We start from the raw sequence: 19,569 nt of genomic DNA, 5'->3' as shown, positions 1-19,569 counted from the left end.
CCGGATGCTCTTTTTTTCAGCCGGATTTAAAGAAAGTCACGTCCTCAACTAGTAAGTTCTCGAAATTATTGGTATATTGGACGTAAAGACACTGGAGGCGGTTTTAATGGAGATTAGACGGATCAAGGTTCCGACGGCGCTAGTTTGGTCAGCGCCGACTGCTGTAACTGAAGTGGATCAAGACTACATACAAGATGGCGATTTGACTAAATGGTTAGCGAGCTTGCAGCCCGCAGATCAAGAGCGCTTATCTGATCAAGACTGTATTGTGACCGAGGCGTTATTCAACGACCGCGTCGTGTTGGATCGCGTTGAAGGTGACTGGGCCCATGTCTTTGTTAAGCGCCAAGATAATCGTCAAGAACGGCGGGGGTACCCAGGCTGGTTACCGTTAGCACAGATGACGGCTGACGATGAGGAACTGGAATATCCCACGACTACGGTCCGGCTCGTTCAACCTGAGACGCCTTTACTAGACGCTGACCGTCAGCCCATTGCGCAGTTACCATTGGGCGCGATTCTGACAACCACTGGTCAGGATGCGGAGTGGATTCAAGTTGTGACACCCTTAGGTAGCGGCTGGATTTCAGCGAATGCAGCTAAGCTGGGCGTTACTGGTGCCGATGATGGGAGTCGGTTATTAACACTAGGCAAACAGTTCATTGATACGCCATATCTATGGGGGGGCATCACCCCACAAGGGTTTGACTGTTCAGGCTTGGTTTACGCCTTACATCGTGCGCTAGGATACTCGGTACCGCGAGACGCTCAAGATCAGTTTGCGAATGGTTATCCTATTGCACCAGAGGCGTTGGCGGCTGGGGACTTGGTCTTCTTTGCCCGGGAACACGGTACGGGGGCTATTCACCACGTTGGACTCTACGCAGGTAGTGGGCAGGTTTTACACGCACCTAAGCCGGGTGAAAGCGTCCGGTTAACCTCTCTGACAACACCGAAATTTGCAGCTGAATATGCTGGTGCACGGCGGTTCTGGCAATAATTTCAAGTCTGAAGAATTCTCTAAGGTCTGGGCTGAAATGCGGCCAGCTACACAGCACATGCTATACTCAGCTTAAGGGAATCGATTAACAAAATAGTGAAAAGAGAGGGATCATGATGAAACTCAAACACGTTATTTTAGGACTTGCAGCAGCTGTCTTGGCTGTGGGAATTGGTGGAAGTACCGTTCGGGTCCACGCTGATACGGCAGACACTACGGACACGACGAGCAGTACCACTGGTGACAGCACTTCGTCTGATAGTGGCAGCACGGTTCAGACCAAGGCACTCTCAAAGGCCTACGTGGTGTATGGTGCTGGATTGGCTAGCGAGGATAAGGATACCGTTTCGAGTGCGTTGGGCGTCAAGTCTAATTACACGTCACTGACCGCTTCCGGAAGTGATTACGCGAAGTATCTGAATTCAGCTGGGACGACCGATGCTAGTATGATCAGTTCTGTGGCGTTAGCACCAGCTGACCCGGGGACTGGCGTCAAGGTCAACATTGCTAATTACAATGGGAGTAATAACATTACTGAGGTGACCTCCCAGCAATACGCGATGGTTGCCACGATGGCCGGTGTTAAGGACGTGATTATCACGGTCACGGCTGATAAGTCGGTTTCTGGGGAATCTGCCCTGACAGGGGTTTATAAAGCACTGGCTGCCGATGGCTTAACACTGAATTCAGAAAACACCCAAGCAGCTAACGGTGTGCTGGATGCCACCCAACCAGCTATCGATTCGAACAACAGTGACAAGAAGTACCCTGGGAAACTGATGGCTGCTGTGGGGGATGTTTCCTCTGATCTGGCTAAACAGCGCCAGAATGGTAACGACTTGGCAACCAAGTCCGATATCGAAGACATGCTGAACAAGGCTTTGGCTAAACGTGGAATTTCGGACAATACTAGTTCAACACAGATTACCAACATTGCAGTGGCTTTGAGCAAGGTTCAACAAGCCCCAGTTTCTACGAGTAAGAGCTACGTCACCAATGTAACAAATGTGGCAAATAGTCTAGCTAACAGTATTGGGAATAAAATGGCGGGTGTGAAGGACTTTGCTAACAGTGCCGATGCCCAAAAAGCTGAGAATTTCATTGTGAGAATTTGGAACAGTATCGTTAATTTCTTCAAAGGATTAGGCAATTAAAAGTCACCGGAACGGTGAGATAACTAATAAACGGGCGTAAAGACGTCCGTTTTTTTGTGTAGAAAATTTTATTTCACAAAGTCTAGTTGGAATGATTTAGTTGTAATGTACAGAAAGCGACATTAAGAACAACTTGTATTTTGCAATTTGATGGACCGGATGGAAACGCTGTCGCTGTCAACTAAATAATTGTGTTTGGATTCATTAGACAAAAGAACCAATGTTCGTCAGAAAGCCAAAATAGTTCCCTGATATAATAGGCTTTTAAAAGATAATAAGCTCATGAAAACGATTACGGGGAATGCATGTTCTTGACCCGAAATCCGTTAATATTTCCTTAATAATTCACAAGAAACTGGGAAAACGTGTGGTAATATGAATTTGTGATTCGTATTGAGTATGAACGAACGTGACTGTCGCATGATTGATGGGCAGTTGTCATTCACGCTGTTTTTGAAATCTAAAGTCATAAAAGGACGTGTTGGTAAAGATGAGTACAGGACAACGAACAACTAAAGCAGTCGTTGGGGTCGTCGGTGCCATTGGCGCATTTGCCGCTGGGGCTACAATCACCGCAAACGCAGATAGCATCAAAGTTCAACAAGGGGACACCGTTTGGGACCTTTCTCAAAAGTACAATGTCTCAATTTCGGATTTAGAACAACAGAATTCAATCGACGCTAAGACTGACCTGATTTTTGTCGGGCAACGGTTACAGGTAAAATCAGCAAAGAATAGTCAGCAATCATACACGGTAAAGTCTGGGGACACCCTCTGGGATCTTGCACAGACTTACCACTTAACAGTCGCACAATTACAGAAGGCCAACGGGTTGTCAGGTGACACGTTAAGCGTTGGTCAAAAATTGATCATTCCAGCTGGTGCTACTAAGAGCACGCAATCTAACTCAAGTACTCCAGCCACGCCTAGTGCAACGCGGCAAACGACTCAAAAGGCCGCTGCCGTTCAAGCCCAAATTGTTGCCGCACAGCAGGCGGCTGCTAGCAAGCAACAACAAAAGCAGGCACCTGCTACGACTGGTAGTTCTAATACCAAGACTTCCAGTGCCAGTTATGTAGCCGGTTCCTCGTCACAGTCACAGAGCCAGACTTCTAGTCAGACGCAATCGTCTACGCAATCCAATAGTTCTAGCACGTACAAGCATCAACAAGCGCCAGCGTCATCAGCTACTCAGACGCCTTCACGGGCATCCGTGACGAAGGCGGCACCAAGTTCTAGTGCTAGCCAGTCAGCGACTGTAAGCCAGAGTCAGAGCCAGCCAGCCACGACGCAAAGCCAGTCAGTTGCTTCTTCAGGTTCAAGCGCTACGGCAACGAGTCAATCAACGCCACAAAAGTCAACGACGCAGGCTAGCGTACAATCATCCGCCACTAGTCAGCAGTCGACCCAGGCATCCACGGCTGTCGCACCAAAGACGACGCGTGCGGCAGCCGTGTCATCAACCAGTCGGTCAGCTGCAACCTCGAGTGCTACCACGCAGACTGGTAGTCAAAATGCGACGGCTACGACTTCAGCGCAATCGACTAAAACGACAAAGAAGCGGATCAAGACGACTACCCGTTCAGCTGTGGCACAACCAGCAGCAACGTCCAGTAGCTCGACGACCACGCAAAGTAGTCGTTCAACGGCCGCAGTTAAGACTTCTAGTAGCACGAAGCAGGCCAGCACTGCTGGTTTGACTTCAGGCTCCGTTACGAGCTTAGCTTTGAAGCTGTCCACCGCTAGCATTCCTTACGTTTGGGGCGGTTCTTCATTAAGTGGAATGGATTGTTCTGGCTTAGTGGCTTACGTTTACGCCCATGCGAATGGGGTTAGCCTGCCACATAACACCGTTTCACAAGAAAGCCGTGTCTCAACGCACTCTGTGGCTAACGCCCAACCAGGTGATATCTTATTCTGGGGGAGCAAGGGTGCTAGTTACCACGACGCTATCTACTTAGGGAACAACCAATACGTTCACGCACCAGCTCCTGGTCAAAATGTAAAGGTTCAGTCCCTTAGCAAGTACTTCATGCCATCCTTTGCTGGGACGGTCAAGTAATCGTTTTCAGGAAGGCGACTATTTCTGAGAATCAGCCGGTTGTGAAAAAAGTTCATTTGAAGGCAACTTAAGGCGCAACACTCCGCAAGATGTGGGGCAAAAAACTTTTCACAATCTTCTTGCAAATCCAAATGTTTGGTGATATTGTAGTGACATCGAATTACGGTTCAGTAAAGATGTTTAAGTTTCTACCACGAGGTGAGAGACTGAACCACAATATCATTAAATCAAGAGGAGTTGTTAAAGGTGAGTAATCGAATTGAGATTCTGGAAGAGTATCGGCGGGCTAATTCACAGCTGGCTACGTTAAAACGGAAGGAATCCGAAAGTGTTCATTCTAGCGCTGACACGGTTCTAATTGAACCCCAGTTTGGGAAAGAAATGAATGACTTGTCCAATAAGTGCGCTCAGCTGGACATGATTCTGGAAGCCATGGAAGCTTCTGAAGACTAAATTAAACCCGTGAGTCGTGCAAACAACTCACAAAAGCCGCACCATCAACGATTGATGGTACGGCTTTTTTTGTGGCTAAATCGTGATATCAAACCAAAATGGGTACTGTTCAACGCCAGCATAAACGTCGAAGAAGCGGCCACCCATCTCCTCGCCGTCTAACTGGCCATATTCGATGGCTGGGACGGTTAGGTGGACTCGTGATGCCTGATAGTAGTGAACGGCCTTAGACGTCAAATGGCGCTTAAATACAAGGCGTAAAGCTAGCCAGAGCAATTTGAAGAAATTTGGTTTTTCAATAACGACTAGGTGAAGTTTGTGATCGGTGATTTTGGCGTTGGGTGCAATACCAACGCCGCCCCCAAAGTAGGGGTGATTGGTCGTGGTCACCAAGAAGGCGTGCGGGTAGATATCTCGTCGATTGCCAACGTGCACGGTCAAGGTGAAGCCCGTTTGGTTGTAGTACACACTCAGCGCAGAGGCCAGATATGAAAGGGACCCCAGGTGATGTTTATTGAGCCAAACTTTTGCCCGCGACTGGTTCGCTTGCGAAATGATGGCGGCGTCGAAACCGATACCAAGATTGTTAGTGAAAACACCACGTTCCTGCTTGATCGTTTCGTTGTAGGTTCCAATGTCATAGTTTGTTGCATGGGTACACTGGATCACTTGATTCAACGCTTCGTGCCAGTTAAGTGCCATGCCGGCACCACGGGCAAAATCGTTCCCTGAGCCAATTGGAATGTAAGCTACGGGAATGGGATATTCACGGTGAAGCTGCGTGAGACCGTTGATGGCCTCGTGGAGGGTGCCATCGCCACCAACGGCGAGGACGACCCATCCTTGATGCGGTTCATCCGGTAACTGCTTACCGAATTGCTCGCTTAATAACACGGTGTGGTGGGGGTACTCCGAAACTGCTACTTGGTAGGAGACCTGAGCAGCATCGAGACGCTCTTTAATCTGAGGCCAAAGTGTTCCGGCGTGGCCACTTCCCGCATGTTCGTTTAAGATGATATAGAACTGGACACTCACCGTACTGCTCCTCTCAATTTTTAGTCCATTTCATTATAAACGAAAACGTCAATGGTGCCTAGTAATTCCGGAGGAACTTTCCTTTGTTATAAGAAATGGCCATAATGGATGTTTAAAATCTTTGTAGTGGTCGGTTCTGAGCACTGAACGGTCACGATATAGAGCTGGCTTAACCCATGAATCAATTAGCATCAAAGAAACTGTAGGTTGTTATATACAAGATGCCTTGATAGGGGCTTAGTACTGAACAAGATGTATCACGCAACTATACGGATTTGGGGACGTTTTAGGCAGTTGAAGCGACGAAGCTTGGTTTGGATTGGCGGAGACTTAGCTTCACTTGCCGAGTGTTTCTCCTAGAAAATGACAACAGCTAAGGTACTATTTTACGGCCTAATCCAGTTTGTTTTTCAATCTTTAGTTTTCTTTACTTCTTGCCGGTTTTGCCTAAACTAAGTGATTAAGGAGGGGGGATCTGTATGGATACAAGAGCGGAAATAGTTAAGCAGTATTTTCAACTTTCAGACCTGGCGTCTAATGATTCTCAGGCATTAAGTGCGATAATCTCGCTTTTTTCGACTAAAGCGGTCGTTAAGAGCGCGAATGGCATGACGGTTGAGACACCAACTGGAATTGCTCGTTTTTTTGAGAACTTTTTCAAAGATAATCAAGAACTGCGACATCTCTGCCACGTCGTTGCCACAAAGAATGGCTATCAGGCGGAGTGGGCAGTTGCTGGACGTAAGCAGACGGGACGACTATTTGCATTTCACGGGACCGATACCTATACGTTTGATCAAAACAATAAAATAAGCTTTCTACAGGTAGTGATTGATGCCTAATGGTTCTGCGTGACAGTTTCTAAGCGGACTGCTAATAAATTGAAAGAACTGATTTGATTGACTCGCAATCAGACTCCTTTGGGTAAGCTACAAGGAAGTCGTCTGCGAGTCTTTTTTGGGATGGTTCAGTGCACTAAAAAGGTGATTGGCATTAGCCAATCACCTCATGAAATTTACTTGGTCATAATAAACATTGGTAAAATCATTGGATGCCGTTCAGTCTTCTCGAATAAGAAGTTCTGAAGATCATCAATGACAGCGTTGCGAATGGAAGCTTCGGTAGCCTTCGGATTGCGCATTGCCCGCCGAATCGTTTGGAAGACACGACGACGGCCTTCGTTTAACAACTCGCCAGATTCACGCATGTAGACGAATCCACGAGAGAGAAGGTCAGGGCCAGCCTTGATTTCCTGATTCTTTAGGTCAATGGTGGCTACGACGACAACTAATCCTTCTTCAGAAAGTAATTGCCGATCGCGTAACACAACGTTACCGATATCACCGATACCAGAACCGTCGATGTATACGTCACCAGCGGCGAAGTGACCCGCCACTCGAGCAGAGTCCTTGGTCAATGCCAAGACATCCCCATTTTGGAGGATGAAGCTATGATCAAGTGGGACACCACATTGTTCAGCAAGTTCAGTATGGATCTTTAACATCCGGTATTCACCATGAATTGGCATGAAGAATTTAGGTTGCATCAGCCGAAGCATCAGTTTCTGTTCTTCTTGACCACCATGACCAGACGTATGGATGTTGTTGACCTTACCATGAATAACGTTGGCACCAGCTTCTTCCAGCTCGTTGATCACCCGGTTCACAGAAATTGTGTTCCCGGGGATTGGGTTACTGGAGAAGACCACCGTATCGCCAGGTTGAATGGCGATTTGCCGGTGGGTTCCGTTGGCAATCCGTGAAAGGGCCGCCATGGGTTCACCCTGTGACCCGGTACAAAGAATCATAACTTTGTCAGCAGGCATTGAGCGAATCGTGTTGGCATCAACCAGAGCGTCGTCCGGAATATTGAGGTAACCCAATTCCCGACCGTTAACAATCGCAGCTTCCATGGAACGACCGAAGACAGCAATCTTACGCCCGTGGGCGAGGGCCGTCTCGCAGGCCGTTTCGATCCGTGAAATGTTTGAAGCAAATGTTGCAAAGATGACCCGACCCTCAACTTGGTCAAAAATCTTCCGGATAGATTTACCTACCCATTTTTCTGACTTCGTCCAAATTGGGCGTTCCGCGTTGGTACTATCCGACATGAGACATAGAACACCGTCAGCACCAAGCTTGGCCATCTTTTGAAGATCAGGCGGCTGGTTCGTAACGGGTGTTAAGTCGAACTTATAGTCACCCGTTTCCACAATTGTCCCAACCGGCGTATGAACAGCAATCCCCAAAGTATCAGGAATTGAGTGGGTCGTCCGGAAGAAGGTGACACTCATCTTTCGGAACTTGAGCACAGTGTCGTCATCAATTGTGTGTAGTTCAGTCGATTTAAGTAATCCGTGTTCTTCAAGTTTGTTCTTAATCAGTGCCAAGGCCAGGGGTCCTGCGTAAACAGGAACGTTTAAAGCCTTGAGCAAATACGGGATACCGCCAATATGGTCTTCATGGCCGTGGGTGATCACTAGCGCCTTGATCTTGGATTGGTTTTCAACGAGGTATTGATAATCAGGAATCACATAATCGATTCCTAATAGTTCGTCTTCCGGGAATTTGATTCCGGCATCAATCAGAATAATTTCGTCCTGAAATTGGATGCCATAAGTGTTCTTCCCAATTTCACCAAGTCCACCCACGCCAAAGATAGCAGTCTCGTTATTTTTGACGTTTAACTTGTTCATTCACCGAACTCCGTTAATTTGTAATTCGGATTCTCTTGCTCGTAAGCCAAGGTTTTACCCTCAATGGCTTCAATGAATTCGATATTGTGATCCGTGTGTTCTTCTACCAACGCCCGTGCTTCAACTTCCGTTGGGGCGTCTAAGTAGAGAGAGTGGGTATCCTCGCGCTTAGGATTCCGCTTGTTATCGTTCTGGTAATATACTTTGTAAATCACTAACAAAACTCCTTTAATTTAAACGATTTAATCCGCCAGGTTGACACTATTGTAGCGAATCATGAATGTCCTTCCGAACTGCGGGTTGCTTACACAACAATTAGCACAATTTTAGCATAGTTTGGGCCGATTGTATAGAATTACCCCTAGACGTTAAAACATGCTATGATTAAACTAGCATGAAGTGAACGGAGGAGACGCCATGGCACTAACAGTGGAAATAATTATCGGCATTGTCATTGCCCTCATTATTTATGAAATGATTCACCACATGATTGTCCAACGGGCAACTCGGATGGTTCGTTATTCGGCTCAGAATGAGACTGACGTGGCGTTTAAGGCCGCGTTACAGCGATTGGTCAATGAAGATGTGCTGACGGAGGAAGAGTGTCAAATCAGCTCGGCTGAAACGGTGGCAGATGTCTGGGGCCGCGGCGTCATGGCGTTTGAGTATGCGATGCCCATTGGAATGGATGTCGAACGGCGGTTACCGGAATTGGAGCAGGCCTTCAATGATGCTTTAGCTAGCTTTAGTGCAGATCATCAGATTAAATCCGTGGTTACCGGCTCAGCCTTCGTGGTCAGTGATATTTGGGTGTACGAAGATCGGTTACATATCGATGTAGCCTATTTGATGAATGAATCAACGGTGGAGTACCTCAAAGATTTAAAAAAATTGGGTGATTCAGATCACTAGTTATAATATGGAAGAAATAGGATTATTTTGTTCGTTAGTGAGCAAGGCAAACTGTGAAATGATGGCATTATAGCGTCAAAAAAGGTGCGACCGAATTTTCCGGTTGCACCTTTTTTGCACATACTTTATAGAAACTACTCAATCATAATCATGTCTTCGTCACGGCCGAAGGGTTCATCCTTACTGATGTGGTCGTAGAAGAGGGTCCCGTGGAGGTGGTCAATTTCATGTTGGCACACGATGGCGGGGTAGTTCTTTAGGCGAACCTGATGCTTTTCACCATTAACGTCGTAGTAACGAAGGGTGATGCGGTCATGTCGAGGAACAAAGCCAGGAACGTCTTTATCCACGGACAGGCAACCTTCGCCTTCAGTCAGGGCACCCGCTTGAACGGATTCTGAGATGATCACTGGATTAATGATGACATCAGTGAAGGGCGATTTGTCGCTGCCTTCGGGGGCAGGGACCAGAACGGACGCCATCTTCTCAGAGACACCGACTTGGGGAGCGGCTAAGCCGACACCAGCCCGCAACCCGTATTTCTTACATTGTTCTGGATCTTGCGAAACAACTAAGTATTCCATTAAGTCTTTTGCAAGTTGTTGGTCTTCCGCTGAGAGCGGAAATTTAACATCTGCAGCTTCTTGCCGTAAGACGGGGTCACCGTCACGGACGATATCTTTCATGAGAAACAAGAGCAATTACCTCCGCTAATAAAATCTAGATATTCTACATTGTAACATAACACGAAAAAAACATGAAATGAAAAGAAAACGCTTTCTTTTTTCAAAAAAAGCGAAAACGTTTAACTGCAAGTCCCACAAGGGATTTCACCTCACGCCTTTATTAATCACTATGAAAGGGCTTGCATGGATTCTGAAAAAATGGTACTTTATAACCGTAGTCAGGAAACGCAACGTTGACTCACTTTAGTTAACAATTTCATATTTAAGTGAAAGGAAAGTGTTACTTATGGCTAATGGAAGCAAACAGATTGTAGACTTTGCCAAGATCAAAGCTACGATGGCCGACCCATACAAGCACCCGGTTCAAGTCATCGATCGTGAAGGTAAGGTCGTCGATCCAGACACGTTGGCAAAATATTCAGATGACCAACTTGTCGACTTCATGAAGAAAATGGTTTGGGAGCGTACGTTACACGAACAAACAATGAACTTCTCCCGTCAGGGTCGTCTCGGTTTCTATGCTCCAACCGCCGGTGAGGAAGCCAGTGAAATGGGAAGTGTTTCTGCATTTAAGGAACAAGACTTCCTGTTACCTGCTTACCGTGATTTACCACAAATGATTCAACACGGTACTACCGTTGCAAAAGGTTTCTTATGGTCCAAGGGTCATGTTGAAGGTAATCAACATGAAAATCCTAACATGTTATTCCCACAAATCATTATTGGGGCACAATATGTTGAAACTGCCGGTGTTGCTTTAGGTATTAAGAAGAACAAGGACGAAGATCGTGTCGCCTTTGCTTACACCGGTGATGGTGGTACTTCACAAGGGGACTGGTATGAAGGGGTTAACTTCGCCAGTGCCTACCAAGCACCCGCTGTCTTCTTTGTTCAAAACAACGGCTGGGCAATTTCAGTTCCTCGTCGCAAGCAAACGGCTGCCGAAACTTTGGCACAAAAAGCTGTTGCCATGGGTGTTCCTTCCGTCCAAGTTGATGGGATGGATATCATTGCGGTTCACGAAGTTGCTGAAGCTGCTCGGGAATACGCTGCTGCTGGTAATGGGCCTGTCGTTATTGAAACGTTAACTTACCGTTTCGGTGCGCACTCATCTGCCGGTGATGATCCTTCGCGTTACCGGACTAAGGAAGAAGAAAAGCCTTGGTTCGATGCTGATCCATTGATTCGTTTCCGTAAAGTTCTTTCTGACAAGGGTCTTTGGTCACAAGCTGACGAAGACAAGTTAGTTGATCAATACAAAGACGAATTCAAGGAAGCAATGAAGGAAGCTGAAGCAGCTCCTGCACAAAAGGTCTCTGACTTCTTGAAGTGGACTTACAACGTTCCTACTCCAGCAGTTAAGAAACAAATTGCAGAATTTGAAGCAAAGGAGTCGAAGTAATCATGGCTAAAATGACGTATATCAAAGCGATCACTTCCGGATTGGATCAAGTCTTAGGCGACGATCCTAAGACCCTGATCTTCGGTGAAGACGTTGGTAAAAACGGTGGTGTGTTCCGGACGACTGTTGACTTGCAAGACAAGTACGGTGAAGACCGGGTATTCGATACGCCATTAGCTGAATCTGGGATTCTTGGTTTAGCTATTGGTTTATCCTTAACTGGCTGGCGTCCAATTCCAGAAATCCAATTCATGGGCTTCACTTTCGAAGCAATGGATGGGATTGTTGGTCAATTGGCTCGTGACCACTACCGGTTTGGTGGACAAAAGAACTTCCCTGTTACCGTACGGACACCATTTGGTGGTGGGACTCATACCGCTGAAATGCATGCCGATAACTTGGAAAACTACTTCACTAGCACTCCTGGGCTGCGGGTTGTTACCCCATCTAACCCATACGATGCTAAGGGCTTAGTTATCTCCGCTGTTGAAAGCGACGACCCAGTTCTGTTCATGGAAAACTTGAAACTTTACCGTTCAATGAAGGATGAAGTTCCAGATGAAAAGTACACGGTTCCGTTGGACTCCGCCAAGGTTGTTCGTGAAGGTACTGATATCACTATCGTTGCCTACAGTGCTGAAGTTAACGAAGCTTTGACCGCTGCTGATACTCTGGCAAAGGACAACATTTCTGCCGAAGTTATTGACTTGCGTTCACTGTCTCCAATTGACACGGATACTATCTTTGCTTCCGTTGATAAGACTCACAAGGTCGTTATCGTCCAAGAAGCACAACGGATGGCTGGTGTTGGTGCAGTTGTTGCATCTGACATTGCTGAAGAAAAGATCATGTCCTTGGATGCACCTATCGGCCGGGTTGCTGCCCCAGATAGCGTTTACCCATTTGCCCAAGCTGAAAACGACTGGATTCCAAACTCAGACGATATCGAAGCTAAGGCGCGCGAAATTTTCAACTACTAATTTAAACTTACATTAAAAACAAAAAACAATGTGGGAGACATCCTGCATTAGGAGATAGAAAGGAAGTTTTCCCATGGCTTATACGTTCAAACTCCCAGAGCTTGGTGAAGGGATGGCCGAAGGCGAAATTTCTTCATGGCTTGTTAAAGAAGGAGACGCAGTTAAGGAAGACGACACGTTAGTCGAAATTCAAAACGATAAGTCTGTTTCAGAATTACCATCACCTGTTGATGGCACTATTTCAAAAATTGTTGCACAAGAAGGGGACACCGTTGAAATCGGCGATCCACTGATTGTTATCGATGACGGTTCAGATACACCTGCTGACTTAGGTGGCGCTGCTGATGCTGCTCCTGCAGAAGAAGCTGCACCCGCTGAAGAAGCTGCTCCAGCCGCAGATGCTGCCCCAGCTCCAGCTGCCGCACCAACCGGTGTTCCAGCTGCTTCAGATCCTAACAAGTTGGTTATGGCAATGCCTTCTGTTCGGCAATATGCTCGTGACAAAGGTGTCGACATTACCCAGGTTGCTCCAACCGGGAATCACGGTCAAATTCTGAAGGCTGATATTGATAACTTTAACGGTGCTGCCGCACCTGCTGCAGCTGCTGCACCGGCAGCCGCTGCTCCAGCAGCTGGCAAAGCTACTGCAGGTCAAGCTATCAAGCCTTGGAAGTCTGACAATCCAGACCTGGAAACTCGTGAACCAATGTCAGCAATGCGGAAGATCATCGCTAAGAGCATGCGGACTTCTAAGGACATTGCTCCTCATGTAACTTCATTTGATGAAGTTGAAGTTTCAGCTCTGATGGCTAACCGTAAGAAGTACAAGGAAGCCGCTGCTGATAAGGGTATCCATTTAACCTTCTTACCATACATGGTTAAGGCTTTGGTTGCCGTTATGAAGGAATTCCCTGAATTGAACGCATCGATTGACGATACGACTCAAGAAATCGTTTACAAGCACTACTACAATATTGGTATCGCTACCAACACTGATGATGGTCTTTACGTACCAAACATCAAGGCAGCTGATTCCAAGGGTATGTTTGAAATTGCTAAGGAAATCTCTGAAAACTCACAAGCTGCTTACGACAACAAGTTGAGTCCAGCTTCAATGTCCGGTGGTTCCATCACCATCAGTAACGTTGGGTCCATCGGTGGTGGCTGGTTCACACCAGTTATCAACCAACCTGAAGTTGCTATCTTGGGTGTTGGCCGGATTGAAAAGGCACCTTACGTCAATGAAGATGGCGACATCGCAGTTGGTCGGATGCTGAAGATTTCCCTGAGTTACGATCACCGTTTAATCGATGGTGCCTTAGCTCAAAACGTTTTAAACAAATTCAAAGCATTGCTGCATGATCCAGAAATGCTGTTAATGGAAGGATGACAGAAAGTATGGCAGATGTTGAAAAAAAGGACACCGTCATCATTGGTGCCGGCCCCGGCGGATACGTTGCCGCTATCCGGGCTTCTGAATTAGGTCAAAAGGTTACTTTAATTGAAAAGTCCGATACCCTTGGTGGGGTATGTCTGAACGTTGGCTGTGTTCCTTCCAAAGCCTTAATTCAAGCGGGTCACCGTTTGGAACAAGCTGAAGACGGCTCAACCTACGGCATTTCAACGAAGTCAGCTACTATCGACTTCAAGAAGACCCAGGAATGGAAACAAACCAAGGTTGTTGACCGGATGACCAGTGGTGTCCAAATGTTAATGAAGAAGCATCACGTTGACGTGGTTAACGGTGAAGCTGTCTTCTTGAGTGACACCCAACTTCGGGTTATGCCTACGGGTGAAAAGCAATTCATGTCAACTGATACGGGTCAGACTTTCGAATACAATAACTTGATTATTGCTACTGGGAGTCACCCAATCCAAATCCCTAACTTCAAATTTGAAGGCCGGGTCGTGGACTCAACTGGTGGTTTGAACTTGCCTGAAATCCCTAAGGAATTCGTTGTTATCGGTGGTGGATACGTTGGGACTGAACTTGCTGGTGCATACGCTAGCTTGGGCGCTCACGTAACGATCATTGAAGGAACGAAGTCAATTCTGCCTAACTTTGCTAAGGACATGGTTTCCGTTGTTCTTAAGAAGCTTAAGAAGAAGGGCGTCGACGTCATCACGAATGCGATGGCTAAGAAGTCCGAACAGGATGACAAGAGTGTTAGCGTTACCTATGCCGTAGATGGCAAGGAAACGACGATCAAGGCTGACTACTGCATGGTCACCGTTGGACGCAAGCCTAACACTGATACCTTGGGTCTTGAATACACCAAGGTTAAGTTGAACGATCGTGGCTTGATTGAAGTTGATAACCAAGGTCGGACGGCCTCAGAACATATCTGGGCTGTTGGTGACGTTGTTCCTGGCGCTGCATTGGCTCACAAGGCCTTTGCTGAAGCTAAGACTGCTGCCGGTGCTATCTCTGGCGAAAAGACTGCTAACGACTGGTTAAGTGTTCCAGCTGTTTGCTTCTCTGACCCTGAAATTGCGACGGTTGGTTACAGTGAAGCTGCTGCCAAGGACAAGGGTATCAAGGTCAAGACTGCTAAGTTCCCATTTGCTGGGAACGCCCGTGCCGTTTCATTGGATGCACCTGATGGTTTCTTCCGTCTCATCTACACGGATGATGACAACAAGAACGTCGTTGGTGCTGAAGCGGTTGGCCCTGAAGCCAGCACGATGGCTGGTGAAATGTCAATCATCGTTAACGACGGTATGAACGTTGAAGACGTTGCTTTGACCATTCACCCACACCCAACGTTGAACGAACCTATTCAGGAATCTGCTGATATTGCCATGGGTCTGCCAACCCACGTCTAAGATTCTTGGTAAACAAACATGTGTTACAAAGGGACTGCCAGAGATGGCAGTCCTTTTTCGTGGGTTCGTTTGGTTTTCAATGTGGGGACTCTTTCACACGTTGACAGTCGGGCACGCCTGTTGAACAAGTTTTTGTACACAGAGGACCGGTACCTGAGTAGTCGTTGTAACATGGTCAATCCGTCTTCACCGCTAAGCACTTTGGTAAAATGGGCGTAACAACTTGCTATCCCGGTAGGTTCACTTATAATGGAATCATGTTTACATTTTCGTCAAAAGGGAGGGTCACCATGAAGCCGATTTTAATGATTCAAGGAAATTATGAAGAGGCTAGTCAATTGATTCAGCAGTTGTTGATCACCGACCTGCCATTAGATGTGGTTGTGATGCCAAATACGACTGACGATACACCCCGTTATCAGCCGCTTGTGGTGGCCAGCGCCATCTGTCCGCATCTGAGCGTACGGGTTGGAACGGCTGCGGATTACGGCCAGGCTACTTGGTTAGTCGTTTTGGACCGCTATGAAGCTGAGACCGAGGCGACGACTTCCGTGGCTGAACTGCGGGTGTTGATGAACAGAATTGTGGAGAATGGGTTTAAGGGCCAACTGATCTTCTGTGGTGCTCAAGATGAATTGATGACGTACTTTGCGTGGAAATTTTCGGGCCTGCAGCCTAATCAAATCTGGGGACTGGGAACCTATCCATTGACCCGGTTACTGACCTATCGGTTGGCTGAACGACTCGGCGTCGGCGCTACCGCCATTCAGGCGGCAGTCGTGGGAACGGCCGTGGATCCAATCGTGGCTTGGAGTAGAACGTATGTCGGACCGGCACCCATTCTGATGTATTTAGCCAATGAAGATGCCGGTTTTAGTGCCGAAGATTTGAGTAAAATGGCCACCTGGTTGCACCGTGAGGCAACGGAACAGCAAGTTACCTTGCGTTTTATGGGGCTTATTCGCCTGCTAAGGGGTGTGTTAGCCGACCAACCACTCATTGTGGCGGTCAGCAATATTCAGGCTGAGGAGCCAGTATATGCGGCCGCAACGCCGGTCCTGGTAAATGCTAGTGGCGTTAAACATTTGACTAATCTGGTTCTGTCTGAAGATGAACAGCAGGCCTATGATGAACAGATTCAAGGATTACGTGATCAAATTCAAGCAATTGAGAGTCACCAAACGGAGGGACGAAACTAAAATATGGAAGCAAATAATTATGAATATCCCTTACAGCCGGATTGGTCAACGACCGACATTGTGGCCGTTACCACACTTTATCAACGGGTAGAGGATGCTTATGAACAGAGTCAGGGCGTGGCGAGTGCTGATTTATTGACGGCTTACCGGGCCTTTCAGCAGGTTGTCCCACAGAAGTTTGAAGAAAAACAGCTGGATAAGGCATTTGAAACAGCGTCAGGCTACAGTATCTACCGAACAATGAAGTTGGCTCGACAAACGAGCGGACAAATCAAGATGGAGGGGACGGCGAAATAATGAGTCAGGATTGGCAACGGCTGAACGATGAGGTGACAGCCTTAATTAAGGAAGCACGGGCTAACGTTTTAGAGAAAATGTCAGATCCACTGACAGTGAATGAAAAGACTAATCGCAAAGATTTGGTCACTAACGTTGATAAAAGCAATGAACAATTTTTAATTGCTGGTATTCGACGAATCGATCCCACGGCTCACATTTTGGGTGAGGAGGGCTTCGGCGATGACTTGAAGAGCTTGGATGGTCGCGTGTGGATTGTCGATCCCATCGATGGCACCATGAATTTCGTCAAGCAACGAGATAATTTTGCTATTATGATTGGTATCTATCAGGATGGTGAGGGACAGCTTGGGTACATTGACGACGTGATGAACGATGTCCTTTATTATGGTGGGCCGCAGCTCGGGGGCGTTTGGGCCAATGATGAGCGGCTCAGTGCTCCAGCAAACTTGGCTTTAGCTGACGGGCTGATTGGTGCCAGTGGTCCCTTAGTGATTCACGACGTGGCGCAAATGCACAAGATCATCCACGTTAGCGCGGGGATGCGGGTCTACGGGAGTGCCGGTATTGAAATGATTAATATCATGCGTGGTAAAACACTGGGGTACATTTCTCACCTCAAGCCATGGGATATTGCTGCCGGACAAATTTTACTGAACACGTTGGGCGTCCGGGTGTCTGCTATTGACGGGAAACCACTCAATATGCTATCATCTAACCTTGTACTAGTAGCGACGGAAAAAGCGCAACGTGATATTCTCCAAATTGAAGAAGATGACGTCTCACTGTGACACTGTCACAGTTTTTTTATGCGACCGGTCAGTACGGATGGACTTTACCGGTTATTGACGCTACAATAAAGCGTACTTACAGATGTAAGCATGCCGTGATCCATCTAATTCAACAAGCATGAAAGGAAGAAATACACTTGAAATTCAGAGATGATATCCGTAACATTGCCATCATTGCCCACGTTGACCACGGGAAGACGACCCTGGTTAACGAAATGCTTAAACAATCCGATACGTTAGACGAACACACGGCCATTGACGACCGTGCCATGGATACTAACGCAATCGAAAAGGAACGGGGCATCACGATCCTGTCCAAGAACACCGCTGTTCGTTACGGCGACAAGCAAATCAATATCTTGGATACCCCAGGACATGCCGATTTTGGTGGTGAAGTTGAACGGATCATGCGCATGGTCGACGGCGTTTTGCTGGTTGTCGATGCCTATGAAGGTACGATGCCACAGACCCGTTTCGTTTTGAAGAAGGCCTTGGATCAACACTTAACACCTATCGTGGTCATCAACAAAGTTGACCGTGAAGGTGCCCGTCCATCCGAAGTTGTTGACGAAGTCTTAGACCTCTTCATCGAATTGGGTGCTGACGAAGACCAACTGGACTTCCCAGTGGTCTACGCATCTGCTATGAATGGGACTTCTAGTTATGAACCAGAAATCTCAGCACAAGAACACACGATGAAGCCTGTCTTTGACACTATCATCAAGCACATCCCAGCACCAATTGACAACACTGACGAACCTTTACAGTTCCAAGTTGCTATGTTGGACTACAACGACTTCGTTGGTCGTATTGGGATTGGCCGGATCTTCCGTGGGAAGGTTAAAGTCGGCGACAGTGTTACTGTTATGAAGCTTGATGGTACTAAGCAAAACTTCCGGGTTACCAAGTTATTTGGTTTCTTTGGTTTGAAGCGTTTGGAAATCAATGAAGCCCAAGCTGGTGACTTGATTGCCGTATCTGGTATGGATGAAATCAACGTTGGGGAAACTGTTGTGGCCCCTGACACGTTGGAACCACTACCAATCTTACGGATCGATGAACCAACGCTGCAAATGACTTTCCGGACCAACGACTCACCATTTGCTGGTCGTGAAGGTAAGTTTGTGACATCTCGTCAAATCGAAGAACGTCTGAAGCGTGAATTGCATACCGACGTTTCCTTGCGGGTTGACGACACCGACAATCCTGGTGCCTGGGTCGTTTCTGGTCGTGGTGAACTTCACTTGTCCATCTTGATCGAAACGATGCGCCGTGAAGGCTACGAATTGCAAGCTTCTCGTCCAGAAGTTATCTACAGAAACGTGGACAACGTTCGTTGCGAACCATTTGAATCCGTTCAAATCGATACGCCAGATGAATACACCGGTTCAATCATTGACACGCTTTCTCAACGTAAGGGTGAAATGAAGAACATGGAAGCTGTTGGGAACGGTCAAACGCGTTTGACTTTCTTGGCACCTTCACGTGGGTTGATCGGTTACTCCACTGAATTCTTGTCATTAACTCGTGGATACGGGATCATGAACCATACGTTTGCTAAGTACTTGCCAGTTATCAAAAACTGGAACCCTGGTCGTCACAACGGGACTTTGGTTTCAATCAACTCTGGTAAGGTTACGACGTACGCTATCATGGCCGTGCAAGACCGTGGTCTTATCTTTACCGATGCCGGTACTGAAGTCTACGAAGGTATGATTGTTGGTCAAAACAGCCGTGACAATGACATCTCTGTCAACATCACGCGTGGCCGTAACCAAACCAACGTCCGGGCTGCCGGTTCTGAAGATATTGCCAAGGTTAAATCACCATTGAAGATGTCTCTGGAAGAATCACTGGAATTCATCAACGAAGATGAATACTGTGAAATCACCCCAGAACACGTTCGTTTGCGTAAGCAAATCTTGAACACTGGTGAACGTGAAAAGGCTGCTAAGAAGCGCCGGACTGCGTCTAAGGCTAAAAAGTAAATTTAAATGAATCTTTACCGGCAAGGTGAGTGGGCAAACCACGCGTCTTGCCGGTTTTTTTGTCGACAGAACCCCGAACAGCTATGCTA

18 protein-coding genes are annotated in these 19,569 nt (G+C 47.1%); 14 read left to right on the top strand and 4 right to left on the bottom strand.

The genetic code is table 11. The annotated features are described in order from the left end of the window. Positions 1–106 precede the first annotated feature (106 nt). From EKM75_RS08340 to EKM75_RS08325, 4 genes are all read left to right on the top strand, one after another. Positions 107–1,000: a C40 family peptidase gene (locus EKM75_RS08340; RefSeq protein WP_125693695.1), complete on the top strand. Its 894-nt coding sequence runs from the start codon at positions 107–109 to the stop codon at positions 998–1,000. Between the two features lie 116 nt (positions 1,001–1,116). Further along, positions 1,117–2,154, top strand: coding sequence for a DUF1002 domain-containing protein (locus tag EKM75_RS08335; protein ID WP_125693790.1), 1,038 nt, complete (start codon positions 1,117–1,119; stop codon positions 2,152–2,154). Positions 2,155–2,644: 490 nt separating this feature from the next. After that, the gene (locus tag EKM75_RS08330) at positions 2,645–4,216 is read left to right on the top strand and encodes a LysM peptidoglycan-binding domain-containing protein (protein ID WP_125693693.1); all 1,572 of its coding nucleotides are present in this window, start codon (positions 2,645–2,647) and stop codon (positions 4,214–4,216) included. Positions 4,217–4,462: 246 nt separating this feature from the next. Then, a complete protein-coding gene (locus EKM75_RS08325) occupies positions 4,463–4,669 on the top strand; it encodes a hypothetical protein (RefSeq protein WP_125682581.1) in 207 nt (68 codons plus the stop codon). Between the two features lie 75 nt (positions 4,670–4,744). On the opposite strand, the gene EKM75_RS08320 is transcribed toward EKM75_RS08325, so the two are convergent. After that, positions 4,745–5,704, bottom strand: a complete 960-nt coding sequence (locus EKM75_RS08320; protein ID WP_125693691.1) for a diacylglycerol/lipid kinase family protein — start codon at positions 5,702–5,704, stop codon at positions 4,745–4,747. Positions 5,705–6,183: 479 nt separating this feature from the next. Between EKM75_RS08320 and EKM75_RS08315 the strand changes: the two genes are divergently transcribed. Then, positions 6,184–6,546, top strand: coding sequence for a nuclear transport factor 2 family protein (locus EKM75_RS08315; protein WP_125693689.1), 363 nt, complete (start codon positions 6,184–6,186; stop codon positions 6,544–6,546). 173 nt (positions 6,547–6,719) lie between these two features. Here the strand turns inward: EKM75_RS08315 and rnjA are convergent, their stop codons facing one another. Both rnjA and EKM75_RS08305 read right to left on the bottom strand, forming a co-directional pair. Continuing rightward, a complete protein-coding gene (rnjA, locus tag EKM75_RS08310; protein ID WP_125693687.1) occupies positions 6,720–8,399 on the bottom strand; it encodes a ribonuclease J1 in 1,680 nt (559 codons plus the stop codon). Continuing rightward, positions 8,396–8,614 (bottom strand): DNA-directed RNA polymerase subunit epsilon, encoded by a 219-nt coding sequence (locus EKM75_RS08305; RefSeq protein WP_125682573.1) that lies wholly within the window; start codon positions 8,612–8,614, stop codon positions 8,396–8,398. Before EKM75_RS08305 ends, rnjA begins: the two co-directional genes overlap by 4 nt. 202 nt (positions 8,615–8,816) lie before the next feature. Between EKM75_RS08305 and EKM75_RS08300 the strand changes: the two genes are divergently transcribed. After that, positions 8,817–9,311: a hypothetical protein gene (locus EKM75_RS08300; protein WP_125693685.1), complete on the top strand. Its 495-nt coding sequence runs from the start codon at positions 8,817–8,819 to the stop codon at positions 9,309–9,311. A gap of 134 nt (positions 9,312–9,445) precedes the next feature. On the opposite strand, the gene def is transcribed toward EKM75_RS08300, so the two are convergent. Next, positions 9,446–10,006 carry a peptide deformylase gene (def, locus tag EKM75_RS08295; RefSeq protein WP_125682569.1) on the bottom strand — a complete coding sequence of 187 codons (561 nt, stop codon included), beginning with the start codon at positions 10,004–10,006 and terminating at the stop codon, positions 9,446–9,448. Positions 10,007–10,283: 277 nt separating this feature from the next. On the opposite strand from def, the gene pdhA reads away from it, so the two are divergent. The 8 genes from pdhA (at position 10,284) to typA (ending at position 19,480) form a co-directional block, all read left to right on the top strand. Further along, the gene (pdhA, locus tag EKM75_RS08290) at positions 10,284–11,399 is read left to right on the top strand and encodes a pyruvate dehydrogenase (acetyl-transferring) E1 component subunit alpha (RefSeq protein ID WP_125682567.1); all 1,116 of its coding nucleotides are present in this window, start codon (positions 10,284–10,286) and stop codon (positions 11,397–11,399) included. A 2-nt stretch (positions 11,400–11,401) separates the two neighbouring features. Continuing rightward, the gene (locus EKM75_RS08285; RefSeq protein WP_125693683.1) at positions 11,402–12,379 is read left to right on the top strand and encodes an alpha-ketoacid dehydrogenase subunit beta; all 978 of its coding nucleotides are present in this window, start codon (positions 11,402–11,404) and stop codon (positions 12,377–12,379) included. A 73-nt stretch (positions 12,380–12,452) separates the two neighbouring features. Beyond that, a complete protein-coding gene (locus tag EKM75_RS08280; protein WP_125693681.1) occupies positions 12,453–13,769 on the top strand; it encodes a 2-oxo acid dehydrogenase subunit E2 in 1,317 nt (438 codons plus the stop codon). An 8-nt stretch (positions 13,770–13,777) separates the two neighbouring features. Next, entirely contained in the window at positions 13,778–15,205 is a 1,428-nt protein-coding gene (lpdA, locus tag EKM75_RS08275; RefSeq protein ID WP_125693679.1) for a dihydrolipoyl dehydrogenase, read from the top strand. Positions 15,206–15,495: 290 nt separating this feature from the next. Next, a complete protein-coding gene (locus EKM75_RS08270) occupies positions 15,496–16,404 on the top strand; it encodes a Rossmann-fold NAD(P)-binding domain-containing protein (protein ID WP_125693677.1) in 909 nt (302 codons plus the stop codon). A 3-nt stretch (positions 16,405–16,407) separates the two neighbouring features. Further along, positions 16,408–16,701 (top strand): UPF0223 family protein, encoded by a 294-nt coding sequence (locus EKM75_RS08265; RefSeq protein ID WP_125693675.1) that lies wholly within the window; start codon positions 16,408–16,410, stop codon positions 16,699–16,701. Further along, positions 16,701–17,492 carry an inositol monophosphatase family protein gene (locus EKM75_RS08260; RefSeq protein WP_125693673.1) on the top strand — a complete coding sequence of 264 codons (792 nt, stop codon included), beginning with the start codon at positions 16,701–16,703 and terminating at the stop codon, positions 17,490–17,492. Before EKM75_RS08265 ends, EKM75_RS08260 begins: the two co-directional genes overlap by 1 nt. 137 nt (positions 17,493–17,629) lie before the next feature. Continuing rightward, positions 17,630–19,480 (top strand): translational GTPase TypA, encoded by a 1,851-nt coding sequence (typA, locus tag EKM75_RS08255; RefSeq protein WP_125682553.1) that lies wholly within the window; start codon positions 17,630–17,632, stop codon positions 19,478–19,480. The last annotated feature ends 89 nt before the right edge of the window (positions 19,481–19,569 follow it).

This window comes from Levilactobacillus tongjiangensis (assembly GCF_003946345.1).
GTDB classification, from domain to species: domain Bacteria; phylum Bacillota; class Bacilli; order Lactobacillales; family Lactobacillaceae; genus Levilactobacillus; species Levilactobacillus tongjiangensis.
Note: the sequence above shows the minus strand (reverse complement) of the source record. Positions and strands in the feature narration are given on the sequence as shown.